The 25,777-nt window shown below is 63.9% G+C and carries 14 protein-coding genes; 8 read left to right on the plus strand and 6 right to left on the minus strand.

Going from position 1 to position 25,777, the window contains the following annotated elements; genetic code table 11:
- Positions 1-23: 23 nt before the first annotated feature.
- Entirely contained in the window at positions 24-782 is a 759-nt protein-coding gene (locus tag FXY94_RS02605; RefSeq protein ID WP_016663462.1) for an IclR family transcriptional regulator, read from the minus strand.
- 62 nt (positions 783-844) lie between these two features.
- On the opposite strand from FXY94_RS02605, the gene hutG reads away from it, so the two are divergent.
- The 8 genes from hutG to FXY94_RS02645 all read left to right on the plus strand — a co-directional run bounded on the left by hutG (position 845) and on the right by FXY94_RS02645 (position 10,555).
- Positions 845-1,849 carry a formimidoylglutamase gene (gene hutG / locus FXY94_RS02610; RefSeq protein WP_016663463.1) on the plus strand — a complete coding sequence of 335 codons (1,005 nt, stop codon included), beginning with the start codon at positions 845-847 and terminating at the stop codon, positions 1,847-1,849.
- A 48-nt stretch (positions 1,850-1,897) separates the two neighbouring features.
- Positions 1,898-3,367, plus strand: a complete 1,470-nt coding sequence (locus tag FXY94_RS02615; protein ID WP_016663464.1) for a purine-cytosine permease family protein — start codon at positions 1,898-1,900, stop codon at positions 3,365-3,367.
- Positions 3,364-3,981, plus strand: coding sequence for a cysteine hydrolase family protein (locus tag FXY94_RS02620; RefSeq protein WP_016663465.1), 618 nt, complete (start codon positions 3,364-3,366; stop codon positions 3,979-3,981). Before FXY94_RS02615 ends, FXY94_RS02620 begins: the two co-directional genes overlap by 4 nt.
- A 93-nt stretch (positions 3,982-4,074) precedes the next feature.
- A complete protein-coding gene (locus FXY94_RS02625; RefSeq protein ID WP_016663466.1) occupies positions 4,075-6,075 on the plus strand; it encodes a choice-of-anchor M domain-containing protein in 2,001 nt (666 codons plus the stop codon).
- Complete coding sequence (locus tag FXY94_RS02630; RefSeq protein ID WP_197736225.1) at positions 6,072-7,682, plus strand: anchored repeat ABC transporter, substrate-binding protein; 1,611 nt, start codon at positions 6,072-6,074, stop codon at positions 7,680-7,682. Before FXY94_RS02625 ends, FXY94_RS02630 begins: the two co-directional genes overlap by 4 nt.
- A gap of 28 nt (positions 7,683-7,710) precedes the next feature.
- A complete protein-coding gene (locus FXY94_RS02635) occupies positions 7,711-8,847 on the plus strand; it encodes a choice-of-anchor M domain-containing protein (protein WP_051120603.1) in 1,137 nt (378 codons plus the stop codon).
- Complete coding sequence (locus FXY94_RS02640; protein WP_016663469.1) at positions 8,844-9,656, plus strand: anchored repeat-type ABC transporter ATP-binding subunit; 813 nt, start codon at positions 8,844-8,846, stop codon at positions 9,654-9,656. Before FXY94_RS02635 ends, FXY94_RS02640 begins: the two co-directional genes overlap by 4 nt.
- Entirely contained in the window at positions 9,656-10,555 is a 900-nt protein-coding gene (locus FXY94_RS02645; protein WP_016663470.1) for an anchored repeat-type ABC transporter permease subunit, read from the plus strand. The genes FXY94_RS02640 and FXY94_RS02645 overlap by 1 nt, the downstream gene beginning before the upstream one ends.
- Positions 10,556-11,159: 604 nt before the next feature.
- On the opposite strand, the gene FXY94_RS02650 is transcribed toward FXY94_RS02645, so the two are convergent.
- The 5 genes from FXY94_RS02650 to FXY94_RS02670 form a co-directional block, all read right to left on the minus strand.
- Entirely contained in the window at positions 11,160-16,502 is a 5,343-nt protein-coding gene (locus tag FXY94_RS02650; RefSeq protein ID WP_016663471.1) for a G5 domain-containing protein, read from the minus strand.
- Between the two features lie 317 nt (positions 16,503-16,819).
- The gene (locus tag FXY94_RS02655) at positions 16,820-18,184 is read right to left on the minus strand and encodes a carboxylesterase family protein (RefSeq protein WP_051120604.1); all 1,365 of its coding nucleotides are present in this window, start codon (positions 18,182-18,184) and stop codon (positions 16,820-16,822) included.
- A gap of 51 nt (positions 18,185-18,235) precedes the next feature.
- Complete coding sequence (locus FXY94_RS02660; protein WP_016663473.1) at positions 18,236-20,038, minus strand: ABC transporter ATP-binding protein; 1,803 nt, start codon at positions 20,036-20,038, stop codon at positions 18,236-18,238.
- Between the two features lie 151 nt (positions 20,039-20,189).
- Entirely contained in the window at positions 20,190-24,056 is a 3,867-nt protein-coding gene (locus FXY94_RS02665; RefSeq protein ID WP_016663474.1) for a phosphodiester glycosidase family protein, read from the minus strand.
- Between the two features lie 489 nt (positions 24,057-24,545).
- Positions 24,546-24,983: a hypothetical protein gene (locus tag FXY94_RS02670; protein WP_016663475.1), complete on the minus strand. Its 438-nt coding sequence runs from the start codon at positions 24,981-24,983 to the stop codon at positions 24,546-24,548.
- Between the last annotated feature and the right edge of the window lie 794 nt (positions 24,984-25,777).

Raw genomic sequence — 25,777 nt, forward strand, 5'->3', positions numbered from 1 at the left:
GCTAAGGCGAAAGGCGGTCTCCTTTAGGAGATCGCCTTTTGCAGTTGGTCTGCGGCGACACGCACGGCTTCAACCATGTCGAGGTCGCGCGAGGAGTCACTTCCCTGCCAGGTGACGGCCACCGCGGCAACGGGCCATCGGGCGCCGTCAAAAACGGGGAGCGCCACCGAGCGGTGCCCCTCGAGAACCTCGCCGTTTTCGACGGCGTAGCCGCGCGTGCGTGTGTCGCGTGCGTCGGCGAGCGCGCGGGCAACGGGGAATGCTGGGCCAACGTCGGCACCGAGATGAGGCTCGAGCACGGTTTCTCCCGTGAACACTGCGGCGAGCTGATTGGCTGGCAGGGCGCTGAGAATTGCGCGGCCACTTGCGGTGAGGTGGGCAGGCACGCGCACGCCGACGTCGGTGGGGTAGGAGGCGGGTTTGCTGAGGCGTGCTTCGACGACGTAGAGCACGTGGCGGCCCTGAAGCACGGCGACGTGCGAGATCTCGCCGACTCGATCCGTGAGACGTTCGGTCACGCGCTTGCCGAGGCGCGCGAGCGGAGCCTGCCGGGTGTAGCCGAAGCTGAGTTCATAGGCGGATGGGCCAAGGCCGTAGGCGTGCAGGTCCGAGTAGTGGAGAACGAAGCCCTGATCGAGGAGTTCGGCGAGGATGTCGTACGTGCTCGAGCGCGGAATATCGAGTTCGCTCGCGATGCGCGAGGCGGCGATGGGCCTCGAGCGCTGCGCGAGGTAGGTGAGGATCCTCAACGTTGAGGCGGCTGCGGGTACTTTCGACGGCATAGGGCACACACTATCGGGCGCGCCTGGAGCGAATCCATTTGGATACAGTCCATCCGCCCATAATGGTGGGTGTGAACACCGTGAGCAGTACCGAAAGAAGTCCGTGGCAAGGCCGAGTCGACGGCGAGGGGGTCGCACATGCGCGCTGGCATCAGCGCGTGTCGCTCGTGAGCGAGAATCAACCGCCCAAGGGCCCGCACGTGGCTCTCGCGGGTTTCGCCTCGCACGAGGGGGTGCGCCGAAACCACGGTCGCGTAGGAGCCGCCGAGGCGCCGGCGGCACTGCGTTCGGCTCTTGCAAGCATGGCTCTTCACGGCTCGCTCGCCTCGGGTGAGGTGGCTCTTGCCGACTGGGGCGACGTTGCGACGATCGGCGAGGCTCTCGAGGAGGCGCAGGCGGCGATGGGGAGCCTGACGGCCACCGCGCTCGGCACCGAGGGCAATCGCCTCACGCTCGTGCTCGGTGGCGGCCACGAGACCGCGTGGGCGAGTTACCTCGGGCTTCGCGAGCACCTTGGCGGCGAGGGATCCGACGGTTGCCGCCTCCCATCGTGGGGTGTTCTCAATCTCGACGCTCATTTCGATCTGCGCAGCGCCCCGACGCCGACGAGCGGGACTCCGTTCTTGCAGATGGCTGAGGCGGAGGCGGCCGAGGGGCGCTCCCTCAATTACGCCGTGCTCGGGATCGCGGAGCCAGGCAATACGCGCGCTCTGTTTGAGACTGCCGATGCGCTTGGGGTTGAGTACCGCACGGATCTGGAGTGCCTTGAGATGGGTGCCGAGGGCGTCGCGCGGTTCGTCGAGGAGTTCGCCGCCCGTATCGACGTTCTCTACCTGACGATCGACCTCGACGTGCTGCCCGCCCACACGGCGCCCGGGGTGTCGGCCCCGGCGGCACTTGGCGTGGATTTGCCGATCATCGTGGCGGCGGTGCGGGCCGCTGCGCGCACCGGGAAACTCTCGCTCATGGACATAGTCGAGCTGAATCCGCGCTTTGACGTGGATGGACGCACCGCGAAGTCCGCGGCTCGACTCGTGAGCGAGGCCGCGCACATCCTCGCTCGCTGACTAGGATGTGACCTAACCCCTCTTTCCTTCGCGCGACTGGAGCTGTTCATGAGCACTCACGCATCCTCCTCCCCCACGCCTTCCACGAGCCCGGGGCTCATGGAACGCCAAGGCATTGAGATCGTTGCTGAATCCGAGCGCACGGCGAAGCCGAGCGACCTTTTCTGGCCGTGGTTCGCCGCAAACATCTCGGTGTTCGGCATGGGCTACGGCAGCTACATCCTCGGTTTCGGCGTGAGCTTCTGGCAGGCCACGCTCGTGACCCTCATCGGCATCCCGATCTCGTTCTTCCTGTGTGGCCTGATTGCGATCGCGGGCAAACGGGGTAGCGCGCCCACGATGGTGCTCTCGCGCGCCGCGTTCGGCGTTCACGGGCAGAAGGTTCCCGGCATCGTCTCGTGGCTCACTTCGATCGGCTGGGAGACGTTCCTGTCGATCATGGCGGTCCTCGCGACGGCCACGGTTTTCGCGCGCCTTGGTCTCCCGAGCGGCACGCCCGTGCTTATCGCGGCCACGATCGCCGTCGCGGCCCTCATCGTGATCGCGAGCGTGCTCGGCTACCACACGATCATGAAGCTCCAGTCGGTTCTCACATGGGTCACGGGCGCGATCACGATCCTGTACGTGATTCTCACGTTCTCGCATATCGACCTCAATACGGTTCTCGCCGTTCCGAACGGGAGCCCTCAGCAGGTCATCGGCGCGCTCGTCATGGTCATGACGGGCTTCGGCCTCGGCTGGATCAACATCGCCGCGGACTGGTCGCGATACCAAAAGCGCGAGACGTCGGATGGCGCGATTATTTTGTGGAACACCCTTGGCGGCGCGATCGCCCCCGTTCTCCTCGTGTTCTTCGGCGTGCTCCTCGTGGCCTCGGATCCGTCTCTAAGCAGCGGCATCGCGAATGACCCGATCGGTACTCTCGCCTCGATCCTCCCGATTTGGGTGCTCATCCCGTTCTGGCTCACGGCGGTTCTCGCGCTCGTTTCGGGCGCTGTTCTCGGCATTTACTCCTCGGGCCTCACGCTCCTGAGCCTCGGCATTAACATCCCGCGCCCGGCCGCCGCCGCGATCGACGGTCTTATCCTCACGGCAGGCACGATCTACGTCGTGTTTTTCGCGCACGACTTCCTCGGCCCCTTCCAGAGCTTCCTCATCACCCTTGGCGTGCCGCTCGCGGCCTGGGCGGGCATCCTCATCGCCGACATCCTCACGCGCCGCGCCGATTACGACGAGCACGCGCTCTTCGACGCGAACGGGCGCTACGGCTCCATTGACTGGGTCTCGATCCTCACGCTCGTCGTGTGCTCGATCATCGGCTGGGGCCTCGTCGTCAACAACTTCGCCGAGGCGGCCGCGTGGAACAACTGGCAGGGCTACCTGCTCGGCCCGATCGGCGGCCGCAAGGGAGACTGGGCGTTCGCGAACCTCGGGGTGTTGCTCGCGCTCGTGCTCGGCTTCCTCGTGACGCTCGTGCTGCGCCGCGGCACGATCCGCCGGCAGGAGATGGGCCAGTGAGCGCTTTTCCGACGCCCGGGGGGCCCACCTCGTCCGCCTCTTCTCGCGGGGGCGCGGGCGACAAAGCTTCGAAGGCGTGGCTCCTCGTGATCGATCCGCAGGTGATTTTTGCCGAGCAGCCGTCGGACTGGGCCTCCCCCATGTGGGAGGCGGCGTGGGCGAATATCGCGCGCCTCGCGGAGGCATTCGAGGGGCGCGTGATTCTCACGCGCTGGGTTCCGACGGCTGACCGCTCGACCTCGTGGGGCGAGTATTTCGAGGCGTGGCCGTTTGCAGATGTGCCGGCGAGCGACCCACTGTACGACCTCACTCCCGAGGCTGCCGCGCTCGGTGCTTCGCACGTGATTTCCGAGCCAACGTTCGGCAAGTGGGGCGCCCAGCTCACCGCGATTACGGGCGGGAGCCCGCGTCTCGTCGTGGCGGGAGTGTCGACCGATTGCTGCGTGATCTCGACCGTGCTTCCCGCGGCCGATTCGGGTGCGTGGATCACCCTCGTGAGCGATGCGTGTGCGGGCTCTGACCAGGGAAATCACGAGCGGGCGCTCTCAATCATGAGGCTTTTTGCGCCGCAGGTGCGTATCGCTACAACGAACGAGGTGCTGTCCCTGGGTTGACGGGAGGAGGCTCCCTATGTTGTTAATGATAGCGACTCTCATTAACAACCGTTGCTCGCGTTTTTTCGCCGGGCGACATAGAAAGGTGCTCCCTTGGTCCAGACAGCCACGGCGCCGGCGCGCACTCGCGCCGCGTTGCGCGCGCTCCTCGCGGCGTTCGCTTCGCTCGCCGTTATCCTCATTCCTCTCGGCTCGGCGCACGCCGCCGGGCGCCTCGTGATCGAATCCGGCCACGTCGATGCCTTCAACGTCACCGCTGAGGGCGACGCACTGAAGCTCAACCTCAAGGAAGACGTCACCGGTCAACACGTGACTCACAAGCCCGAAGACGTCGAGCTTCACGTGAAGTCCGCGGCCCTCAAAGACATCCCCAAGGCCTTTCCCGGCGCACCCAAAGCGTATTTTTTGCCTATGTCCCAGGACCAAAAGCTCCTTTGGCCGGGCTGGGACACGCTCAGCACGCAGGGGAAGGGTTTTGATAAGTCGATCAAGCTCAAGTTCGACAAGGTCGAAGGCCCGGGCCAGATTCACCTGTTCGGCCAGGACTCATTCGGCGGGATCGCGCCTCTCCTCGAGAACGGCAGCATGGACCTCAAGGCTGGCGCCGTGCGCAACCAGGAAATGCCAGCGCACACTCACGCCAACTGGGTCTTCACGAAGCCCGGCGTGTACACGCTGACCCTACACGCCGAGGGCCGCAAGGGCGGCAAGAAGGTCTCCTCGAACAAGGCGACCTACACCTTCACCGTGGGCGATGAGTTCAAGGGCAAGGCCGACGCCAAGGCTGAAAAGCCGGCACCGGCTCCTGCCCCAGCACCGGCTCCTGCCCCTAAACCGGAGGACTCGACGACACCGAAGAAGCCGTCGGACACCGCACCCACCGCGGCAGCGCCTGCGCCGAAGGACTCCACCAAGCCTGCCGCGCCCGCAAATCCCGCACCCGCGGACAAGCCGAAGCCTCGCACTTCCACGCCGAAGGCCAAGGCGCCGGAAAAGCCCGCCGCACCCGCGCCGAAGGCGAAGCCTAAGGCTAAGGCTAAGGCTGCGGCCCCGGCTAAGGAGGCCAAGACACCGGCAAAGCACGCTGCTCCCGCAGCACCGGCGATGCCGGAAGCCCCCGCCAAGGAAGAGCCGAAGGCGCCCGTGTGCACGGCGACCGAGGTCGTGCGCGACGCCACGCAGGACGAAATCAAGGCCGCGACGAGCATCTCCAAGGCCAAGGTTGGCGGCTCGTACACGATTCCCGCGAACACGCACGTGCACCCCAACTGGGTCTTCTCGAAGCCCGGCACCTACAAGCTGACGATCCGTCAGAGCGTCAAGGGCAAGGACGGCAAGAGCTACTCCGACACCTCGACCCTCACGTTCAACGTGGGGAGCAGCTCCGGCGCAACGAGCGGCCACTTCGACTTCGGTTCACGTTTCGAGAACGGCAAGCTCATCTCGTCGATCAAGGACGACCGCAAGTCACCCGCGCAGTGGGTTGACCCCTCCTCCATCTCGTTCGGCCTCGGCAACGCCGCAAAGGCAAAGGCCCCCGCGGGCATCGAGTTCATCGCCCCCGCAGGCTCGGACGTGTGGATGATCGGCTCGACTCAGGCCCCGAGCGTTCCGTGGGTCGGCGCGAACTCGATGCACCCCTCGATCATTCAGAACACGACCGGCGAAATCACGCAGACCCTCGTGTCCGCGAGCGGCCCGGGCAACGTGGGCGTGTTCACCTCGGGCAACTTCGGCCAGATCGTTGGCCAGAAGTGGTACTCCTCGACCGCCGGCTCGGGCTCGAGCGTGAGCGCCGCAAAGGACCGCAAGAGCGCGAAGATCGGCCAGATCTTCAAGGACGGCAAGGGCTACAAGATCGTCGACCTCAAGGGCAAGACCGAGGACGGCGCCGACTGTGACCTCAGCGCCGACCAGATCGTGGAGGCGGGCGGCTCCGCCGACTACGCCAAGTCCGTGACGGGCGACGCTCCCGCGGGTTCCGCTTCGGATCTTCCGCGCACGGGCGCTGAGGTGACCGGCCTTGCCGGCACCGCTGCAGCGCTCATCATCGTGGGCGCTGGCACTGCAGTGGCGAGGCGCCGCTTCCAGTGACGTCCACCCCTCAACTGCGGCGGCGCTCCGTGCTCCTGGGCGCCGCCGCCTGTTCTCTCGGCGCGATCATTCTGCCTGGCCGCACCGCGCGCTCGAGCGAGGATCCTCGCCCGCGCGTCGTGGCAACGACCGGCATTCTCGCCGATCTCGCAAAGAACGTCGCGGGTCCCGATGCACTCGTCACGTCCCTCATCCCCGAGGGCGGCGACCCACACTCGTTCGAACCGCTCCCCCGCAACGTCCGCGACATCGCATACGCCGATCTCGCGCTGTCGAACTATCTCATGCTCGAGGAACAGGCGCTGATCCGCACGATCGACGCGAACCTTCCCGCTGGCTCGACGCACCTCGCACTCGCCGAGGAAGCCTCGACGCGCGGCGCCACAATCATCCCGCTCGTCGAGAACCGCTCTCTTGACACGGTGTGGCTCGGCCTTCGCGTCGCGGGCCGCGAACGTGGTGCCGGGCGCCTCACGCAAGTGCGTCTCGCCCTCACCGAGAGCGACGGACCCGGCGCCCTGCACGGGTACGTGACCGGAACGTTCGGGGAGCCCCAGCGCGTCTTTGATTCGTCCGACGGCCTCTCGGCCCGCACCGATGCCATCGACCTTCCCATGGATGCCCACACGCACATGAGCTGGGCCTTTACTAAGGCAGGCGTCTATCGCGCGCGCTTCAGGGGAACGTGGAGCGGTGGTGCGCTTGGCGCCGAGTCCTCCGCCGAGGGCGACGTCTGGATCTGCGTCGGCATCTCCCCCGAGGAAGCGGCGAAAAAAGGCGCCCACTCCTCCCTCGCGAAGCGCCGGGTGATTTCCGCGGGCCACGCCGACATCACGGTCGATGTGCCCTCTGGTGCGCTCGTGATGCGCATCGACGACCCCGAAGCCGACGGCGGTACGCGCGACATCGCGCTCGACGACATGGTGATCCACGTGCCTCCGAAAGCGCTGCTTCCGGTCCCCGCCGATCCGGCCTTCCGATTCATCGCCCGCGGCGGAACAGACGTCTACCAGCTGCCGCAGGCTGTGCTCGGCAAGCACGTGCACGGCGAGATCGACCCGCACCTGTGGCAAGACGTCACGAACGCCCAGGCCTACGTCGAAGTCATTCGCGACCACCTGTGCGGCCTCGACCCGGACCACGCGGGCGGATACCGCTCGCGGGCAGCCACATACTTGCGCGAACTCGACGACGTCGACTCCTACGTCCAGCGTTCGATCGATTCAATCCCGCAGGCCGGCCGCGAACTCGTGACGACCCACGACGCCTACGGCTACCTCGCGAACCGCTACGGGCTTCGTATCGCCGCCGTCGTCTCCCCCTCACCGGGGCAAGAGCCTTCCATCGCGGATCGCCGCCGCCTCGCCGCGACTCTGCGCGACCTCGCCCCGAAAGCGGTCTTCCTTGAAGCCACAGCGGGACCGGTATCGACGAGCCTCGTTGATGCCGCCCGCATGGAAAAGATTCCCGTCCAGCCCATCTGGGGCGACTCCTTCACGCGCGAGGTCAATACCTACGCCGCGATGATGAGAGCCAACGCCGACTCCCTCGCGAGGGGGCTCGGTGGAAAACCCCTGGGCGATGGTGACCGGCAAGCGTCGGAATAAGACCCTCCTACCAACGAAAGATGAGCTCATGACTTCCCGTTCTTCTCGCGCCCTCACGCGGCGCCACTTTGCGGCCCTCGGCGCCGGCGCACTCGGCGCCCTGGCCTGTGCCCCCGCTGCCCTCGCGGCCCCCGCACGGCCCCTCCCGCTCGATCCGACCGACGGCGCGACCGACGGTGCCGACGATCCGGCTCTCAAGCAGAAGGTGAGCGATGACGAGAAGATTGTCGAGGGCGAGAAGGTCGTGATCGATGCGCATCACGTCGATCTCGGCCCGCGCCTCATCGACGGTGAGTGGATTTTCGCCGCGCGCGACGACACGGGGGAAACCCCCACGTGGCGCATGGTCGAGGACATCGTTTTCCAGGTGCATGACCAGGGCATTCTTCCCGTTCCGGAGGATGAAGCGTATTCGTTCATCAAGGCCGATCCGGGCTCCGAGGTGTACGTCGTTCCGCAGACCGAGGTCTCGGGCGTCGTGTGGCTCGGCTGGAACACGCAGGACCCGGCGGTTGTGAAGGCGTGCCCGCGCGGCGTGACGCTGCGCTTCACCAACGTTTCAGGCCCGGGGCATTTCAGCCTCTTCCTCCAGCCGGGCAACTTCGCGCCGCCGCAGCAGCTCGCCGATGGCGACACGCTCGAGCAGACCCCCGCCGACGTGTTCGTGGACATCAACACGCACACGCACGCGAACTGGGTGTTCACGAAGCCCGGCGTGTATCTCCTCGCCGTGGAGGCGATGGCCGAGGGCGAGGATGGCACGAAGTACTCCGCTGGCGGCACCCTGCGTTTCGCGGTCGGCGATGCGACCGCACCGGATGAAGCGATGCAGGCGACGCCCGCGTGGGCCAACGACGGTGCACCGGCCGCGGGAAGTGCGAGCGATGGCGGGTCCGACGCTTCCTCGGCTCCCGGCGCCGCGAAGGATGACGCGAAGGCTAAGCCCTCGAAGGGCGCTGCCGATGACGGCGCGAGCGAAAAGACGAGCTCGAACTCTCTTCCGTGGATCGTGGGCGGCGGCGCTGCCGTGGTTGCTGCTGCGGGCGGCGGAGCCTACGCGCTCAACAAAAAGAAGAATGAGCGCGCGCGAGCCGAAGCCGAAAGCGAAGCCGCAGGCACCGGCTCCTCGGCCGCGAACCAGCCGGGCGAAGGTGGCAGGAAGTGACCTCCGCCCTCAGCGCACACCCGCGTGAGGCGGCTGGCGCGACCGCGGCGGGCCACACCGATGCCGCGCTTCCGCTGTCGTGCTCGCAGCTACGTGTGAATCTCGGTGGGCGCACGGTCCTTGACGACATCAGCCTCGATATCGAGGCGGGAAGCGTCACGGTGCTGCTCGGGCCGAATGGCGCCGGTAAAACCACCCTCGTGAAGAGCCTTCTCGGGGTTCTCCCCCTCGCTTCGGGAACCGTCGACGCGCGCGGGGAACGTGCGTACGTTCCGCAGCGCAGCGAAATGGAGTGGGATTTCCCCGCGACCGCGCACGACGTGGTCATGCTCGGGCTTATTCGCAAGCTCAGCCGCTGGCGCTCCCCCGGCAAAGAGCACTACAAGGCCGTCGCGCACGCCCTTTCAAAGGTCCGCATGGACGCAATGAAGGATCGCCCGATCGGTGAGATGTCGGGCGGTCAGCGGCAACGCGTCATGATCGCTCGCGCACTGGTGCTCGAGCCCGCCGTTCTTTTGCTCGACGAGCCGTTCACGGGGCTCGACATGCCCTCGCAGGAACTCCTGAGCGACCTGTTCGTCTCGCTCGCGCGCGAGGGCTGCGCCGTGGTCATGTCGACGCACGACCTTACGCATGCGCTGCACGTCGCCGATCGCGTGGTGCTGCTCAATCGCCGAGTGATCGCGGATGCCCCGCCGAGCGAACTGCGCGACCCCGAGCCGTGGCGGGAGACCTTCCGCGTTTCCGAGCACTCACCTCTTCTTACGCACGTCGCCTCCGCGGTCGACGCCGAATCGAAAGACCATTGATGCTGACTCCTCTCGACTTCCTCACCGACCTCACGAACCCGCAGCTGACGTTCCTGCCGAAAGCTCTCGTCGTGTCGATGCTCGCGGCGCTCGTGTGCGCCGTTGTGGGCACGCACGTGGTGCTGCGCGGCATGACGTTCATTGGGGACGCCGTCGCGCACGCGGTGTTTCCCGGCATCGCGGTCGCGTTCGTGCTTCAGGGCTCGTTCCTCGTGGGAGGCATCGTCGCGGGTGTCATCACGGCAATTCTCATCGCGGTGTTCGGGAACCACCACCGGTTGCGAAGCGACGCCGTGATCGGCGTGTTCTTCGTGGCGGCATTTGCGCTCGGCATCGTCGTGATGAGCCGCGCTCCCGGCTATGGTGGCTCGCTTTCGAGCTTCCTGTTTGGTGCAATCACGGGCATTGAGGATTCGGCGCTCGTGACCTCGGCTGTGTTCACCGCGATTGTGCTTGCCCTGCTCGTGATCCTGCACCGCGACCTCGTCGTGGTGGGCATGGATCGCGGCTACGCGGCGGCGCTTGGCCTCCCCGTGATGCTCCTCGACATCGCGCTGTCGGTTCTCGTCACCCTCGCGGTCGTCATGAGCATCCACACGATCGGCAACATCCTCGTGCTCGCCCTTCTCGTGACTCCCGCGGCCTCGGCGCGCATGCTCACGGATCGAATCGTCCCGATGATGGCGTGCGCTGCAGGTATTGGCATGGGCAGTGCCCTGCTCGGCGTGTACTTCTCGTGGTCGCTCGATCTTCCCACGGGCGGCACGATCGTGCTCGTCGCGACTGCGATCTTCGTGCTGTCGTGGGCGCTGAGCCCCCGCCACGGCGTACTACGCAACAAGCGCCGGGGCGAGCTCGATAACGGGGCCGAGGGAACGGAGCTCGAGGCGACCGTCTAGGAGACTAACTCCAACGTTTGCGGCGCAACTCGAAGCCATTACGCCCCAAACGTAGGGTTTAGATTCCTAGGTTGGTGAGGGGGGCCGCAGGGGCCATCCAGAGCGGCAGGCCGAACGGACCACGGCTTCGGCGACCCACCATCCCGCACCGGCTCCGGCCTCGCACCCGAACCGGCACACCCCGGCGCACCACGGCTTCGGCACTCCGCCCCTTCCCTTCCCTCCTCTTCCCTTCCCGCCCCTTCCCATCCCTTCCCTTCCCTTTCCCGGTCTAGGAAACTAACCCCAACGTTTGCGGCGCTATTCGACCTCATTCCGCCGCAAACGTTGGGTTGAGTTTTAGCTACCGGCGACAGCTATCCCGCCGACGGCCACGGGTGGTTCTCTGGCCCGATATATCTCGGCTTCTGCGGCTCCCTTCGCCTTTGCGTGCTTCGGCCGCAACGATTCCTCGCGAATTGCCGCCTAGCCCTCTTAGGGAGGCGGCATCGCCGTCTTTCGGTCATGGGTATACGAATGTGGCGGGGGCTCGGGATTTCTCCCGCTCCCCCGCCACATGTGTGCGAGTCAGGGATGAAGCTCTAGAGCCTCATCGCCTCGGTGCTCACTTCTGCGAGTTCGACCTGCGGCGCCATGCCACTGCGCCTACGCCGCCGAGCACGAGCAGTGCGGCAAGGCCGGCAGTCGCGGCAATCTCGGCACCGGTACGCGGCAGAGGAATAGCCGGCTTCGACGGATTGCTCGGGTTAGCCGGATTCTCGGGCTTACCGGGCTCTTCGGGCTGACCGGGCTGCGTCGGATCTGCAGGCTTACCCGGATCCGTCGGATCCTCAGGATTACCCGGCTCCTCAGGCTTACCCGGATCCGTCGGATCCTCAGGCTTACCCGGCTCCTCGGGATTGCCCGGCTCCTCAGGCTGACCCGGCTCCTCAGGCTTACCCGGTTCCTCAGGCTGACCCGGCTCCTCGGGCTCACCAGGCTGCTCAGGCTGACCCGGCTCCTCGGGCTCACCAGGCTGCTCAGGCTCACCAGGCTGCTCAGGCTGACCCGGCTCCTCAGGCTGACCCGGCTCCTCAGGCTGACCCGGCTCCTCGGGATTACCCGGCTCCTCCGGCTTACCCGGATTCGTCGGATCCTCGGGGTTGCCAGGTTCCTCCGGAGTCGGCTTGTCGCAGTTGCACTTGGAGCCCACGCGGATCTTGCGCGGTTGCGGATCCTTAAGAACCTTCTCGGATACTTCCGGATCGCCTACTGGCTTACCGTTTTCGAGCTTCCACGTCTTGGTGATTTCCTTCTCGCCGAAGGAACCAGCCTGGTCCTCAACCACCTTGCCGACTTCGAGGTTCGGATCGTACTCAATGATGGTGTCGTAGGGGGTCTTCTCAGTGTGCTTATCGGTGAGCTCGGTCTGGTTCGTGGCCGGACCAACCTCGACGATCTGCTTGACCGGGTCGCTGATCTTCTCGGAGGTGTCCTCCTTGGTGATCTCACCGTTTTCGGCGTTGACCTTGACGGTGTGCTTGACCTCGCCCTGCTTGCCTTCCTGGACAACCTTGGTCTCGCCTGGCTGTAGGTCAGGGTTGACGCGTACCTCGACTTCGAACGGAGTCTTTTCCGTCCACTCGATGGTTGTGGAGGCGGGCGTGCCCTTGGTGCCAATCTTGATGATCTTCTTGACCGGCTCGGTCACACGCTCGGTTTCAGCCTTCGTATCCACAACCTTCGAGTTCTCGATGGTCAGGGTCGTGGTGACCTTGTCCTTACCGAGCTGGCCTTCCTGAACAGTTTCCTGCTTTCCGGCTTCCATCGTGTCGTCGAAGATGATCTCGGTTTCGAACGGCACATCCTTTTCATACGCAGTCGTGTGAGTGCCTTCAGTCTTGGTACCCACGCGGATGATCTGCTTGACCGGTTCCTTCGTGCGCTCAGTCGTCACTTCCGGGTCACCCGAAGGCTTGCCATCCACGATCTTCTGAGTCGACGTCACAACCTCGGTACCGGTCTCACCTTGCTGGTCGACCTTCTGCTCACCCTCCTTGAGGGTGTTGTCGAAGACGATCTCAGTCTCGAACGGAACCGGCTTCTCAACCTTGGTCACCACTTCGGTGTCCTCAGCTGCTGGGCCGTACTCGATGATTTCGTCGACCGGGTCCTTGGTCTGCTTCTCTTCAGGGGTGACAGTTGCCTGGTCGCCCTTGGCAGTGAAGTCAGCAGTGTAGGTCTTCTCGCCAGGGACGCCCTTCTGGACGACCTTGATCTCGCCCGGCTTCAGCTCCGGGTTCGGGCGGGTAATAACCTCGAACGGAACCTGGGCAGTCCAGGTGACCTGCTTGGAGGCCTCGGACGGCTTAGTGCCGACCTTAATGACCTGATCAACAGGCTGCTTGGTGATTTCTTCGGTGATCTGCGGTTCGCCCGGCTTGGAGTTGGTGATATCGCGCGTGATCGTCACCGTCTTCTCACCAGGCTTACCTTCGGTCACAACCTCAGACGTACCGGCAGGCATGTTCGGGTCAAACTCGACCTTCACGCCGAATGGAACCTCGGACTTAACGGTCTCAGTCGTAGTACCGGTCGTCTTGGTGCCGACGCGGATGATCTGCTCGGTCGGTTCCTTAGTGCGCTCAGTCGTCACTTCCGGGTCGCCGGAAGGCTTGCCGTCCACGATCTTCTGAGTCGAGGTCTCAACCTCGGTACCAACTTCACCCTTCTGGTCAACTACCTGCTTGCCTGCCTCGAGGGTGTCGTCAAAGACAACCTTGGTCTCGAACGGAATCGGCTTCTCGGTCTTGGTCACCAGCTCGCTCGGAGCAACGCCCGGGCCGTACTCGACGATCCGCTTGACAGGCTCCTTGGTGGTTTCTTCCTCAGCAACCTGTGCTTCGGAGCCCTTGGCCGTGAACTTAGCAGTGTAGGTCTTCTCGCCGTTCTCACCTTCCTGAACAACCCGGGTTTCACCAGGCTTCAGTTCCGGGTTCTCGCGAACCTCAGTCGGGTACGGGATCGGAACCGTCCACGTCACATCCTTGGCAGCCTCGGCAGGCTTTGTGCCGACGATAACTACCTCGTTTACCGGATTCTTGGTCCGCTCCCAGCTGCCGTCCTTGTTCTGCTTTTCCGAGCCCGGCTCGCCCTTGGTCTCGACCTTGTACTCGCCGGCGGGGATGGAGTCGTCGTACTTGTATACGACGTCGAACGGCACCTCGCGGGTGGGGACGTCAATAACGTTCACCACTGCGTAAGCGGTATCGGTAGAGCCGTCCTCGTAGGTGACGGTAACCGGAATCTTGACCTGATCACCTGGCTTTGCATCCGCAGGTGCGGTTGCAGTGATCTGGCCATTGTTGTCAATGGTGGCCGTCCAACCCGCCGGGAGGTTACCCAGCTTGTAAGGGTTGTCCTTGGCGACGTTGATGTTGTCCGGTTTGTTGAGCTCCAGCGGCAGCTTTGCGGACTCGCCCGGGTACACCGTCTGTACCGGGTAGGAGGGCTCCGCTTCCCAGTTGTTAGATAGCTTCACCACGGTGGTGACGGGAACCACCGGAGTCGATCCATCCGGGGCCTCGACGGTTACGGTGACAGTCTTCTTGTCACCCGGCTTGGCGTCAGCCGGCGGGGTGGAAGAGACGACACCGGTGTCCGGATCGACCTTGTACTTCCAACCGTCAACTTCCTGCTCAGTGATCGGTTGGTCGTTCTCATCCCTACCGAATGAGAACTTTGAGCCCTTCGGGGCGTCCTGAACGTTGTGGTTCACAGTCTGGTTCGGGCCAGTTGACTCCACAGAGTAAGTCGGGGCGTGATCGGCCTTCAGAACGACCACGGTGCCCTCTACTTTCTGCGGCTTGTCAACGTTGTCGTAGTAGGCAAGCACCGGGACGTTCAGCTGGTAGCCCTCGGGTGCGGTCTTCGGAATCGTCGTGGTGATCTTGCCAGTGTTCTCGTCGATCTTGACGGTCCACGTACCACTGTCATCCGTGACGGTCATCTCGGTCGTGCCGTCCTCGAAGGTGTAGCGCTTCGGCGCCTCGTCGGTCGTGTTACCGCTCAGGCCACGTTCCGGGAGCGTGGGCGTCAAGCTAACGTTGGCACCCGGCTTGTTCGTGACCGTGTCGTAATCGGGGATCTTGATATCAACGATCGCCTGGAACTGGGTCTCGATCTCGTCCGTGGTCTGGTCCGGGTAGGTCGCCTTCACCTTCGGGGTGATGATGGTGCCCGGCGCGACAGTTTCGTCAGCCTTCGCGGTGACCTTGCCGGTCTCATCGACGGTGACGGTCCAGCCAGCCGGCACGGTGGACTCGTCGATCTCGAACTTAGCCGGGTTAACCGGCTTATGCCCCTTCATGATGGACTTCGTGCCCACCTGGGCGGTCAGGTCGTCACCGATTTTGCCCTTAGTGAGACCCGGGCGCACGAGGTCGGTGACCTGGGTGTTGTTCGGGTCTACCACGACGAGCAGTTCGAGCACGTCTGTGGAGCCGTTGGAGTACTCCACGGTTACGACAGGGCGTGCGAAGGTGCCCGGCCGCGGATTCTCCGGGGCGGTGACGGTGACGTTGTAGTCCTCGTCCATCTCCACGGTCCAACCCTCGTAGACGTACTTCTCGTCGAGGGTGACCTTAGCTTCAAAGCCGCCGTCGCCCTTCTTCGCCAGTTCCTTGATCAGGTCAGGGGTCTGGGTGAAGGTGACCTTCTGAGGCTCGGTAGCAATCGGACCGGTAGCGCTGTCGACGCCGGAGATGATCGACGCGTCGGTCTTGTCGTACTTCGGGTCGTGGTACTCGGTGTCATCCAGTGAGAACGCCTTGGAGTCGATGACGTTCGCCTTGCTGTAGCGGTCCAGCGAGTTGGAGCTGTCGAAGGCCTTGCCTTCGCCGTCGGTGTTGTGGTGAGCAGCGGCCTGGAGTTGGTCAACGGTACGCGGCTTCGCCAGAACGGAGAAGCTGACGTTCTTGTCGGTCGCCAAGTCAGTACCGCGGTACTCCGGCCAGGTGAAGAAGATTTCACCGGTGTCTTTATCGATACGCAGGTTCTGTTCACCGCCAGAGACTGCCGGGTCCGTGGTGCCGATGAACTTGCCGTTGCCGTCGTAAGCTTCCACGACCATGCGGGACATGGAATCGTCCTCGCCGTCGTTCTGCACAGCAGGAATGTTGACTGTACCGACCTTGGTTTCGTCACCGGGGACGATGACGTGCTTCTCCCAGTTCTCCCACGACACCGTGATCGGATTACATTCGATGTTCTCGCTCGGCCACGGGTTTACAGTAGCGCTGAATGTCGAGCTGGGACCTTGCGTGGCTCTCAGGCCCGAAGGATTGTCCTTCTTGTAATTGCTCTGCCAGGCGTAGCGCACGGGATTGTCGGCAGTGGCCGAAACGAACTGCTTGACCTCCTCCTCGGTCATCTCTGCGTTGAGATTCAGGTTTCGTTGTGCGCGAGCACCATCAATGACGATGCTTTCGTCGGCCTTGTGAGTGACGCTCTTGTCAAGGAAGGTCTGGCCGGCCTCCATGGAAGGGACCTCGCCGGTATCCAAGAGTGCACCAAGGTTCCCCGTATTGGTGAAGTACCAATCGGCGAATGTGCGGTCCTTCGAGTTATCAAAGGAGACGCTCAGACCCCACAGGGTTTTCGAGGGGCTGGTCGCACTCGGCTCCAGAGTGTTCCAGGTGAAACCAGCCTGGCTGTGGTTAGGGGTGTCGGACTCTTCGACAACACACGAACCGGCTGACAGGTCGGACGCCTGCTGGGCGCCCTTCTCTACCGCGCCGGACTTGCCGCGGATGCCGCCGGTGAAGCTTTCAGCTGCAGAGGCTTCGGAAACGAAGGGGCTCAGTGGAACAGCGCCGAGCGTGCCCGCAGCGAGAGCGAGCGCGGTGAGCGCCGAGAAGCCCAAGCGCGGTAAGCGCTTACGCCCCCATGTGTCGTGGGAAGAAATCATGCCTTTGTCCTTAGGTCAGGGATTTCACTGAATACCGATTGGACGAGAGCGGAGAACTGGAGTCTCTTCTCGTATGCCACCGCCCAAGTCAGGGACGACGAAAGCGGACAGTAATATTCAACGGTACCTCTGACTTTAGCGCTAGAGGCACCTGGACGCTAGGACCAATCGAATGCACGGCACGATTCAAATCGATCGTTATGAAACTGTGACCTCGACGTCTACTGAGTGCATCCTGGTGAGGTACCAACGCAACTCGCTCTCACACCCACGGTTGCGACTCGGGTTGCAAGCGTCCACCGCAAATAGGGCTCGCCCTACGCAGTAAAGCCGCGGATGCTCCTCGGCTCGCGCGTGAACGGGTGGTCACTCTCGCCCGAAGCGAACTGCGTGAGATAGCGGCGCAGGTCCGCTCCGGCACTGTCGATCTCCTCCCACGTTGCACCTTCGAACGGGAGGGCGCTGCGCCACGAATCCTCGCGCGAAAAGAGGAGCGCGATGTCCATGACGTGCGGGGAGCCGAACGGATTACCGGGCACGCTCCACGGCACAACGGCACGGTGCGAGGTTCCGCCCGCGGCCGCCCACTCGTGCGCGAGAACATCGATGCCTTTCGTAAACACCGCCCTGCTCGCCGAATCCACGAACATCCAGTACGCCCGCTCTCCCACGCGCGGAAGCCCCCGCAAAAAACGCGCGAAAGGCATCGAATGCGCGAAGAAACTGCTTTCGGTTCCGACTGAACTGATGAGGAGGGGCACCTTGGGTGCAATCGCGTGCCACGCCGCGAGCACGTCCTCCTCCGGCGGAAGTGGGTCGTGGCCGTATTGGACGCCGAACGGCATCGACCCCGCGTAGCCGAAGGGCGCCGCTGCCGTTTCAATGGCCTTTTGCGCAGCGAGCAGGTCGTCGATGGGCGACTCGCGCCTCACGCGCTTCTCAAGAATTCTCGCGCTGAGCGCGTTCATGCGGCTACGACCCTCGCGAATCCCGAGCGGTGGACTGAGTGCAATCGCGCGGTCGAAGAGCAACTCCTCGTCACGGCCCGCGAGGATCGCATGACCCATGGCGGCGGCGTGGTGCAGGATGGCGTCGGCCCCCGCCGACTCCCCGAGTGCCGTCACTCGCGCAGCGTCCCCGCCGAACGACGAAATGTTGCGTCGAACCCAGCGAAATGCCTCAGCCTGGTCGAGGAGCCCGAGGTTCGCGGGGCCGAGCGCGGAGCCGAGGAAGCCAAGCACCCCGAGGCGATATGAAACGGTCACGACGACCACACGGCGTTCAATAACGAAGCGGGCGGGATCGGTGAACGACGAATCGCCCGCACCCGCGACATACGAACCTCCGTGGATCCACACGATCACCGGAAGCTTCTCACCCTCGCGAATATCACCGGGGACGGTAATCGAGAGGTTTTGGCAGTCCTCGCTCACCGGCAGGTCGCGAAGCTCCGGGCCGAAAAGCGGCGGCTCCTCCGCGGGGTTTTGCGGCGCCGAGGGGCTCCACTCGCGCGCCTCGAATTCCCCCAGGTCCAGCACGGGCACCGGCTTCTCAAAGCGACCCGCACGCGCGTACGGAATCCCCGTCGCGCGGATCACGCCCCCGTCGCGCCACCCCGTTACACGCCCCGCGGGCGCGTCAACCACAATGCTCTGCTCTCGTGAAAAACGCTCGGAAGTCACGCCACCATCGTACGAACGCCCTTCGGCGTCCTCGAGACTAACCTGGGGAACTCAGCCGGTGATCCCGAACCTCTCGAGCAGCTTCTTTGCCTCAGCGCCGCCCGCGTTCTGCAGGGCAAGCAGCTCGGCGTAGATGCCACCCGAAGCCGCGAGCTCAGCGGGCGTGCCGATCTCGTCGATGCGACCATCGCGCAGCGTGATGATGCGGTCCACTCCCGCGATCGTCGAGAGGCGGTGGGCGATGATGATCGACGTGCGGTTCTCCATGAGCGCATCGAGGCCCGCCTGGACCTGCCGCTCGGCTTTCGTGTCGAGGGCGGACGTCGCCTCGTCGAGCACGAGGATCGGAGCGTCCTTGAGCATCGCGCGCGCAACCGCGATGCGCTGGCGCTGCCCGCCCGAGAGTTTGAGGCCGCGCTCCCCAATCAGGGTGTCGTAGCCGTCGTTGAACCGCTCGATGAACTGGCTCGCGTTCGCGCGGCGAGCCGCTTCGCGCACCTCTTCGTCGGTCGCGTTGGGGCGGCCGTAGGCGATGTTTTCGCGGATCGTGCCGCTAAACAGCGCCGCGTCTTGGAACACGACGCCCACGCGTGAGCGCACCACGTCGATCGGCAGATCGTTCACGTTGTGGCCGCGAAGACGCACCTCTCCCGTGCGCGTGCGGTACAGGCCGAGGATCAGGTTCACGATCGTGGATTTGCCGCCGCCGGACTCGCCGACAAGCGCGACCTTCTCCCCCGAGTCCACGTGGAAGCTCATGTCGTGCAGGACGTCGTGGTTTTCTTCGTAGGCGAAGTTCACGTGGTCGAAAACGATGCGCGGGGCACCCTCCACCGCCTCCGGGAACGATCGTCCGTCGGCAAGCGTCGGCCATACCTCGACCTTCGTGTCCATGACCGCGAAATAGTCTTTCGACCCGGCAACCGCGCGCTGCGACGTGTCCACGACCCAGCTCATGTTCTCGATCGGGTTGCGCACGAGGTTCATGAGCTGGATGAGGATGACCATGTCACCGACCGAGAAATCGCCCTGAACCGTGCGGATGAAGATGATGAGGTACAGCACCGCGAACGCGAGATTAAGGGCCGCGAGACGGTAGACATCCATCTTGTGCCAGTGGACCGACTGCTCCTTTGTGATCGCGTCGGTGCTGTTGAAGCGCTTCGTGAACGAGGCAAGTTCGCTCTTTTCTCGCACGAAGCTCTTGACGACGCGGATCTGGCCCACGACCTCCGCAAAGCGGCCCGAGGCAATGTCGATCTGCTCGTTCTTCTCGCCTTCGAGTCGCTGCCACTTGACGCTCGTGAGGGAGGTCAGCCACAGGTACAGCGGGAACATGATGAACAGGATGAGGGCGAGCGGCCACCAGTACCACGCGCTGATCGCGAGCACGGCGATCGCGGTGATGATCATCGAGATGAAGGCGTTTGAGGCGATCTTCGCGAACGTTCCAATTTCCGCGATTGAGCGGTTCAGGCGCGAAACAATCGTTCCCGTGAGTTCTTCGTCGTACCAGCGCTGCGGGAGGTTGAGCAGCTTGTCGTAGTAGCGAACGGAGAGCATCGCACGGAGGCGGTTGCCCATGACGTCACCGAAGTACCCGCCGATGTTCTGAATGAGAGCACTCGCCATGAACGCGACGAAAATCCACACGGCCGTCATGATGATGTCGTGCAGGGCTTCGTCGCGAGTGAGCGTCCCCGCCACGGCCGCGGTCGCGGTGTCGGTTGCCGAGCCGATGAGGAACGGAATGATGAGGGTCATCGCGGTCGTCAGGAGCGCCGACACGACGATCACAAGGTAGAGCGGCCACAGCTCGCTCGTAAACCGGAAAATTCTCGAAAGTGCCTTCACCCTTCCAGGGTAGGCGAGGTCCGACGGTTGCCGAGCGCACGTCGTTTCCGCAGTGTGAGGAACTGCTCCCACTTTCAATAATGGAGTGGGGCGCCGGCTCGCGATAACTGCGACGCCGGCGCCCCTGAGCTCTCGATCGGGAGCTCTTTGGTTACTTCATGCTCGCCTTACGCGAGCGTGCAAGAAGCACGCTGCCAAGGCCGAGGAACATGAGGCTTGCGATCGCTCCGCCGAGCTCGACGCCCGTGCGTGGGAGGGGCGCATGGCCGCTCGCCGCTGGAGCGGTAGCTCGCGCGGGGCGTGATGCCGTACCGGAATCGGCGCTTGCCATCCCGGGATCCTCCTTCGCGGGTGGCTCCGCCTGGCCGGCTGGCCCTTCAGCGGCACCGTCCTCATCGGTACCTGCCACTTCATCGGGGCCCTCGGCTCCTGCCGCCGGGTCCTCATCGGTACCCGCCGCTTCATCGGAGTCCTCGGCTCCTCCCGCCGGATCTGCCTCGCTGGGGGCGGGCTCGACCGGCGCCACGGCATCATCCGACGGTTCCTCCTCAGGGGCCGGCTTCGCCGGGGCACTCGCGCCCTCGACCGTGATGCACTGCGCGTGGCTGCGCCCGTTGACCGTCACGACGAGTTCGGCTTCGCCGGGGCGGATTGCGGTGACCTCGCCGGTCAGGGGGTTCACGCGGATCACGGCGCTGTCGTCGGCAACCTCGGCTGCCTCGGAACCGTCGTCCACGAGAACTCCCCTACCCGAGTACTGAGCGGTGACGGGCCACGCAACGGGAACCGTGCGGCCATCCTGCGTGAACACGGCGCTGAAGTCGGCACTCTCTCCCTCGGCGAGGACCTTGGGGAGCGTGAGCGTTATGTCATCGACCCACGGCTTGGTTTCGGCCGCGAGCCACGCGACGCGATCCGCAGTCGTCGGATTCGCACCGACCTTGCCTGCGCCCGGGTTGATGCCAAGCATCGTCCACCCGGTGAAGCCGCCCGTCTCGGGCGTGCCTGCGGGGTTCTTGCCCGAGTTTCCGTTGACGAGGTAGGTGACGCCTTCGACTGCCGAGCCGTGGAACACGCCTACGTGGCCGTTGACGACCGCGGCTGACTTCCCGGAACGGTCGCGGAATTCGCCGAGCACACGCTCGAGTTCGCGCGCCTCGCGCTGATCGGCGAGCTGGCTCGACTTCGAGGGAAGCGGATCGCTCGGCGGGTGGTGGAAGAAGACGACGATGCCCGTGAGAGCATCCGACTGCTCGACCTCCGCGAGGGCCTCCTCGAGCTTCTCGATCTGGTCGATGCCGCCCGAGCGGAGCGAGCCGCCCGCAGTGTTGAGCGTAAGGAGCTTCGTGCGGCCGAGGTTGCGATCCAGCTGCGTCGCGCCGAAGGCCTTCTCAAAGTTTTCGATCTTGCCGCCCATGATTTCGTGGTTGCCCGGAACATACATGTACGGGATCGACGGGTCCCACTCCTCCTCGAGGATCGTCTTTGCGAGGTCGAAGTCCTCGGGAGTCGCCTCGTCAACGAAGTCGCCGTTGATCACGAGGAGATCGGGCTTTGCCGCCTTGATCTCACGGAGGGTACGGCGCGCGCCCTCGACCGAGGGGGACTTCGGATCGCGCGCCACGAACTGCGCATCGCTCATAACGGCCACGCGCTGCGGGCGATCCGCCACCGAACCGACCGTGAGCAACGCCGGGTCGTGGATGGCCTTCCCGGCCTCAGCTTCGACCGCCGTTGTCGTCGTGGCGGTCAGGTTCGCGATCGTCACGTCGCCCTTGTACTTAGCACCGGGGCGGGTCTCCATGAGGCGCACGGCGTTGACCGTAAGCGGCTGCGCGAGGCCCTCCGGCACGTTGAAAACGACCTTCGACCAGCCATCGAAAGTGATGTTGTCGCCATTGATGTTCGTCTTCGTACCCTTCGCATCGATGACCTCGAGGCGTGGCCACACGCCATTGCTATCGCCCTTGACATCCGCGCTGAACGAGATGGCATTGCCCTCGAGCGTCACGGGTTCGTTCGCGATGAGGTAGTAGCCGCGGGTCGCGGTTTCCCGCGTGAAATCGAACTGCATGCGGACTGCGGGATCCTCGCCGTTCTCGCCCTTCGCGGGTTCGAGCGAGCCTGCGGCGCGTGCGTTGCCGTCCTTGAAGGCACCGAGATCGGTGAAGTCAAAGACCTGCTCTTCCTTGGTCCCGTAACTCACGGGGATCGTCGTCTCAACCTCTCCCACGCTGAACGTCACGGTGCCGGCTTCGGCATCGCCGGTTCCGGCGATCGTCCACGTGCCGAGTCCGTCATCGGTCACGGTGAAGCCCTTGCTCGCCTCGACCTTGACGTCCTGGGTTTCGATGCGGGCGCGGTGACCGTCGGAATCGATACCCGTGAGGGTGACGTTGCGGGTCGAATCGGGATCCGGGAGGCTCAGGGTGCGGGCGCTCGGGCGGATCGCGAGGAGGTCGCCGAGGACGCGCATCGTGACCGAATCCATGTGCACGCCGGTCTCGTAGGTGATGGTCGCCTCGCCCGGCTCAACACCTTCAACGATCGCCGTGCCCTGGTCGATCTTCTCGACGGTCGCCGCACCTTCAGCGGTGTACTCACCGTCAACGGCAAGCGGGGCGAGGTTCTTGCCCAGGCCTTCGCCTTCAAGCGTGCGGTGAAGGCCCGGGAACACAGCATTCTCGTTCTCGAGCACAACCGAGAGCTGAGCATCCGAGATCTCATCCTTCGGGGCGCTCGAGTAGAACACGAGAGCGTCGCTCACCGAGCGCACGTCACCGTCGGAAGGCGTATTCCACACCGCGGGACCGTCATCGCCCGCGGCGCGCGCGATCATCGCGGAGGAGCCGCCACCGTCGAGGTTCACGGCGTTGTACGCGCCGAGGTCCTTGAAGAGCTGGCCGAGCTCAGGGAGGGTCATGCCGTGGGAGTTGGCACTGCGGCCATCGAGCACGATCGCGTACACCTTCGAGCCGTCCTTGCTCACGCCGATCGCGGTGCGTGGGTGGCTCGTCTTCACGAGCGAATCATCGTTCATGGCCATGACCTCACCGTTCGTAAGGATCTGATCGCTGCCCTGAACGCCCATGTCGACGTCTTGGTCGGGGCCGATCGCGACGTCGACCTTGTCGCCAACCTTGAGCGCCGCGACCTTGTCGGCACCCTCTTCGCGGCCAAGGAGGAGTTGCGCGCCCTCGGGGATCTCCTGCTCCCCCACACCCTTCTCGACGATGCCGCTCGCCTTGACGACCTTGCCGTCCTGGACGAGGGCGTAAGCGGCGTGAGCGCTCACCTTGTCGGGTCCGCCGATGGGACGATCGAGAGTGTAAGAGCCCCAACGGGAGTTATATACGCCAACCTTGCCCTCGGGGAGGCTCGGGTCATTAAGGGTTGCAAGGTCAATCGCGGAGCCATCGCCGAGCGTGGCCTTGCCCGAGGTCGTAAGGGCCTGCACGACGGCCTTGCCACCCACGATCGTGAAGGCGGGGCGGTGACTATCCGAACCCACGACCGACTCCCCGTTCGAGACCGAGCTGTACACGGGCGCGTCGCTGAAGTTGATGTCGAAGAACGCCGAGTTGATCGCGGCAACCGCCTGATCGCCACGCTCGCCCGAGGTCATGAGTTCGCCGAGCGGAGAGCGGCTTGCGACCTTGCCGTTGTCAACAACGTCCATCGAGAGGGTCTGCTCGGTGAGATCGGCCGTCAGGACACTGCCCTCGTTCCAGCCCGCGCTCTCGAGCCGCGAGAAGGTCGTGAGGTCGAGGCCCGGCGCGACGCGGCGCGTCTGCGAATCCGCAAACACGCCACCCTTTGCAACGTCATCTTCGCTTGGCGCGGCCTGGGCCGTGGCCGGCGCGAGAACGGAGGGGGAATCGGCGGGGAGGGCAAAGCTACCGGGAACGGCGATGGCGAGGGCCGCGGCAATGGCGAGGGCGCGAAGGCCACCGCGCGTGCGGCGAGAGCGCGAAGCGCCGGCAGTGGCAGCCTCGCCCGGGGCGGGGATACGGGGCATGATCTCTATCCTGAACTCGAGAAACAGTGTCAAGCTCAGGCTAGAAATCGAGTCCTAACGGCGTCTTGCCAAGCGGTGAATTTCAGGCTGCGCCAGCGGCAACACCGGAGTTCACGGATCGTTCACCGTGGCTCTGCCAGCGCAGCTTCAACGATGAGAATGGTGGCTATTTCTCGCGCTTCAGGGGAACTGGTGCGAATTCGCGGCGAGACATCTATATTCCAGCCCAACCCAACAACCTACCCCCACGAGGGTTTCGCAATCGGCACGACCAAGAACGGCGCGGGCGCACTCAGCAAGCATCGAAGGCGAGGATTGCGAAGCAAGCGGCGACGCAATGAATCGTCACTACGGGCTGGTCAAACACTCGTACTGGGCCCGTCAGAATCGGCACCATGGAATCATTTGGTCTCGTCTTAGAGACCCCAACATTTAGATAAGCAGCACTGCGGCCATTCCAATGATGCCTCTAACCAAACTGAAGGGAGTTCACCTGCGCTCCTCTAGACCCAATTTAAGCAGCGGTTCCAGCGAATACCCCTCAAGATACAGGACTCGTTTCGAATCGAAGTGGCTCCAAAATAGCGCAGAGTACACTAGAGGGTATTTAGCCTTATCGTCGGCATAACGCCGCGCAATTTCGCTGCCGTCGCGCCCCGTAAACCATTTTCCGATCCGCCCTCTATGCGCTTCCGCTTCAGAGGATGACCAGTAACCCTCGGGATTGACGTATAGAGCAGCACCTTCGCGCATATTTTTGAGAATGCATTTCCGGCTCAACTCATCGGCCTTCAGATAGTACAGATGACCATCCAAGCCCTTTAAAAGCGTGCCGAGATTATCCTCACAAATTTCCAAGAAATCCATCGTCGAATATTTGGCGAGTCCCGCTTCAGTTCGTGCACCATTTGGCAACGTTTGTGACACAGCCACCTCCTTCAAAAGCTACTATATGCGGTAGCAGTTTCACATTGGCCCATCTTTCCTGTTTCCACCATAAACTGCGTCGTCTATTTTCCGGTTCCACAGCACGTATCTACGCACCCTCCCCGGCGCGTCTACAGCTTCCTTCTTGGTGGTTTTGTCGCCTTCTTGAATGCGCGCCACCTCTGGTGGCGTCACGTCAGATTACGGCCTGATCTGTGGTCGTGCTTGTCCACAGACCTGCCTTTTACGCTGGAACTGTTGGGCTTGCCTGAACCTGCTGCGCCTCTCTTAGTCGACATACCTGAACTACGCTGTCCCGATCCCGTTGCAGATGCGCGACCGTCCATCCCTATCGTACTTCGAGTACCTCACGTTGCATCGCTCCGGCACACTACCGTGCTTGTAGATCCGCAGCGATCTGTTAGGTCGAATATTGAAACAACGTCCGTGGGGTAGTTGTATGCCGTGGAGCTTCCGCCGGGGACGGGGTCTGTGGAGGTAAAGGTCCCTGTCGCCTGGTTGTAGAGGCGCACGCCCATGAGGGTGAGACCCGCGGTAGCATCACTCGTCGCGCGTCCTTTCGCACCAAGCCACCCACACCCAACCGGACCTGAAACCGTACGCGCCTCGGAGGCTTCCACGGGCTCGTCATACTCCTTCCATCCAGCCCAACAAATGATCGTCTCCGCAGGAGTATCCGTGGCAAAAGCTCGGCATCACCATCAAAAAAGCAACGCCGGCAGACAGTAGAGTAGGCGAGCAGAACAACCTCGCCGTGGCGTTGGGCGACCTAC

Source organism: Dermabacter jinjuensis (genome assembly GCF_902381725.1).
Taxonomy (GTDB): Bacteria; Actinomycetota; Actinomycetes; order Actinomycetales; family Dermabacteraceae; genus Dermabacter; species Dermabacter hominis.

Coding starts and splice junctions, on each gene's coding strand:
- FXY94_RS02605 (WP_016663462.1), bottom strand. CDS start 782: ATGCCGTCGAAAGTACCCGCAGCCGCCTCAACGTTGAGGATCCTCACC.
- hutG (WP_016663463.1), top strand. CDS start 845: ATGGTGGGTGTGAACACCGTGAGCAGTACCGAAAGAAGTCCGTGGCAA.
- FXY94_RS02615 (WP_016663464.1), top strand. CDS start 1,898: ATGAGCACTCACGCATCCTCCTCCCCCACGCCTTCCACGAGCCCGGGG.
- FXY94_RS02635 (WP_051120603.1), top strand. CDS start 7,711: ATGACTTCCCGTTCTTCTCGCGCCCTCACGCGGCGCCACTTTGCGGCC.
- FXY94_RS02645 (WP_016663470.1), top strand. CDS start 9,656: ATGCTGACTCCTCTCGACTTCCTCACCGACCTCACGAACCCGCAGCTG.
- FXY94_RS02650 (WP_016663471.1), bottom strand. CDS start 16,502: ATGATTTCTTCCCACGACACATGGGGGCGTAAGCGCTTACCGCGCTTG.
- FXY94_RS02665 (WP_016663474.1), bottom strand. CDS start 24,056: ATGCCCCGTATCCCCGCCCCGGGCGAGGCTGCCACTGCCGGCGCTTCG.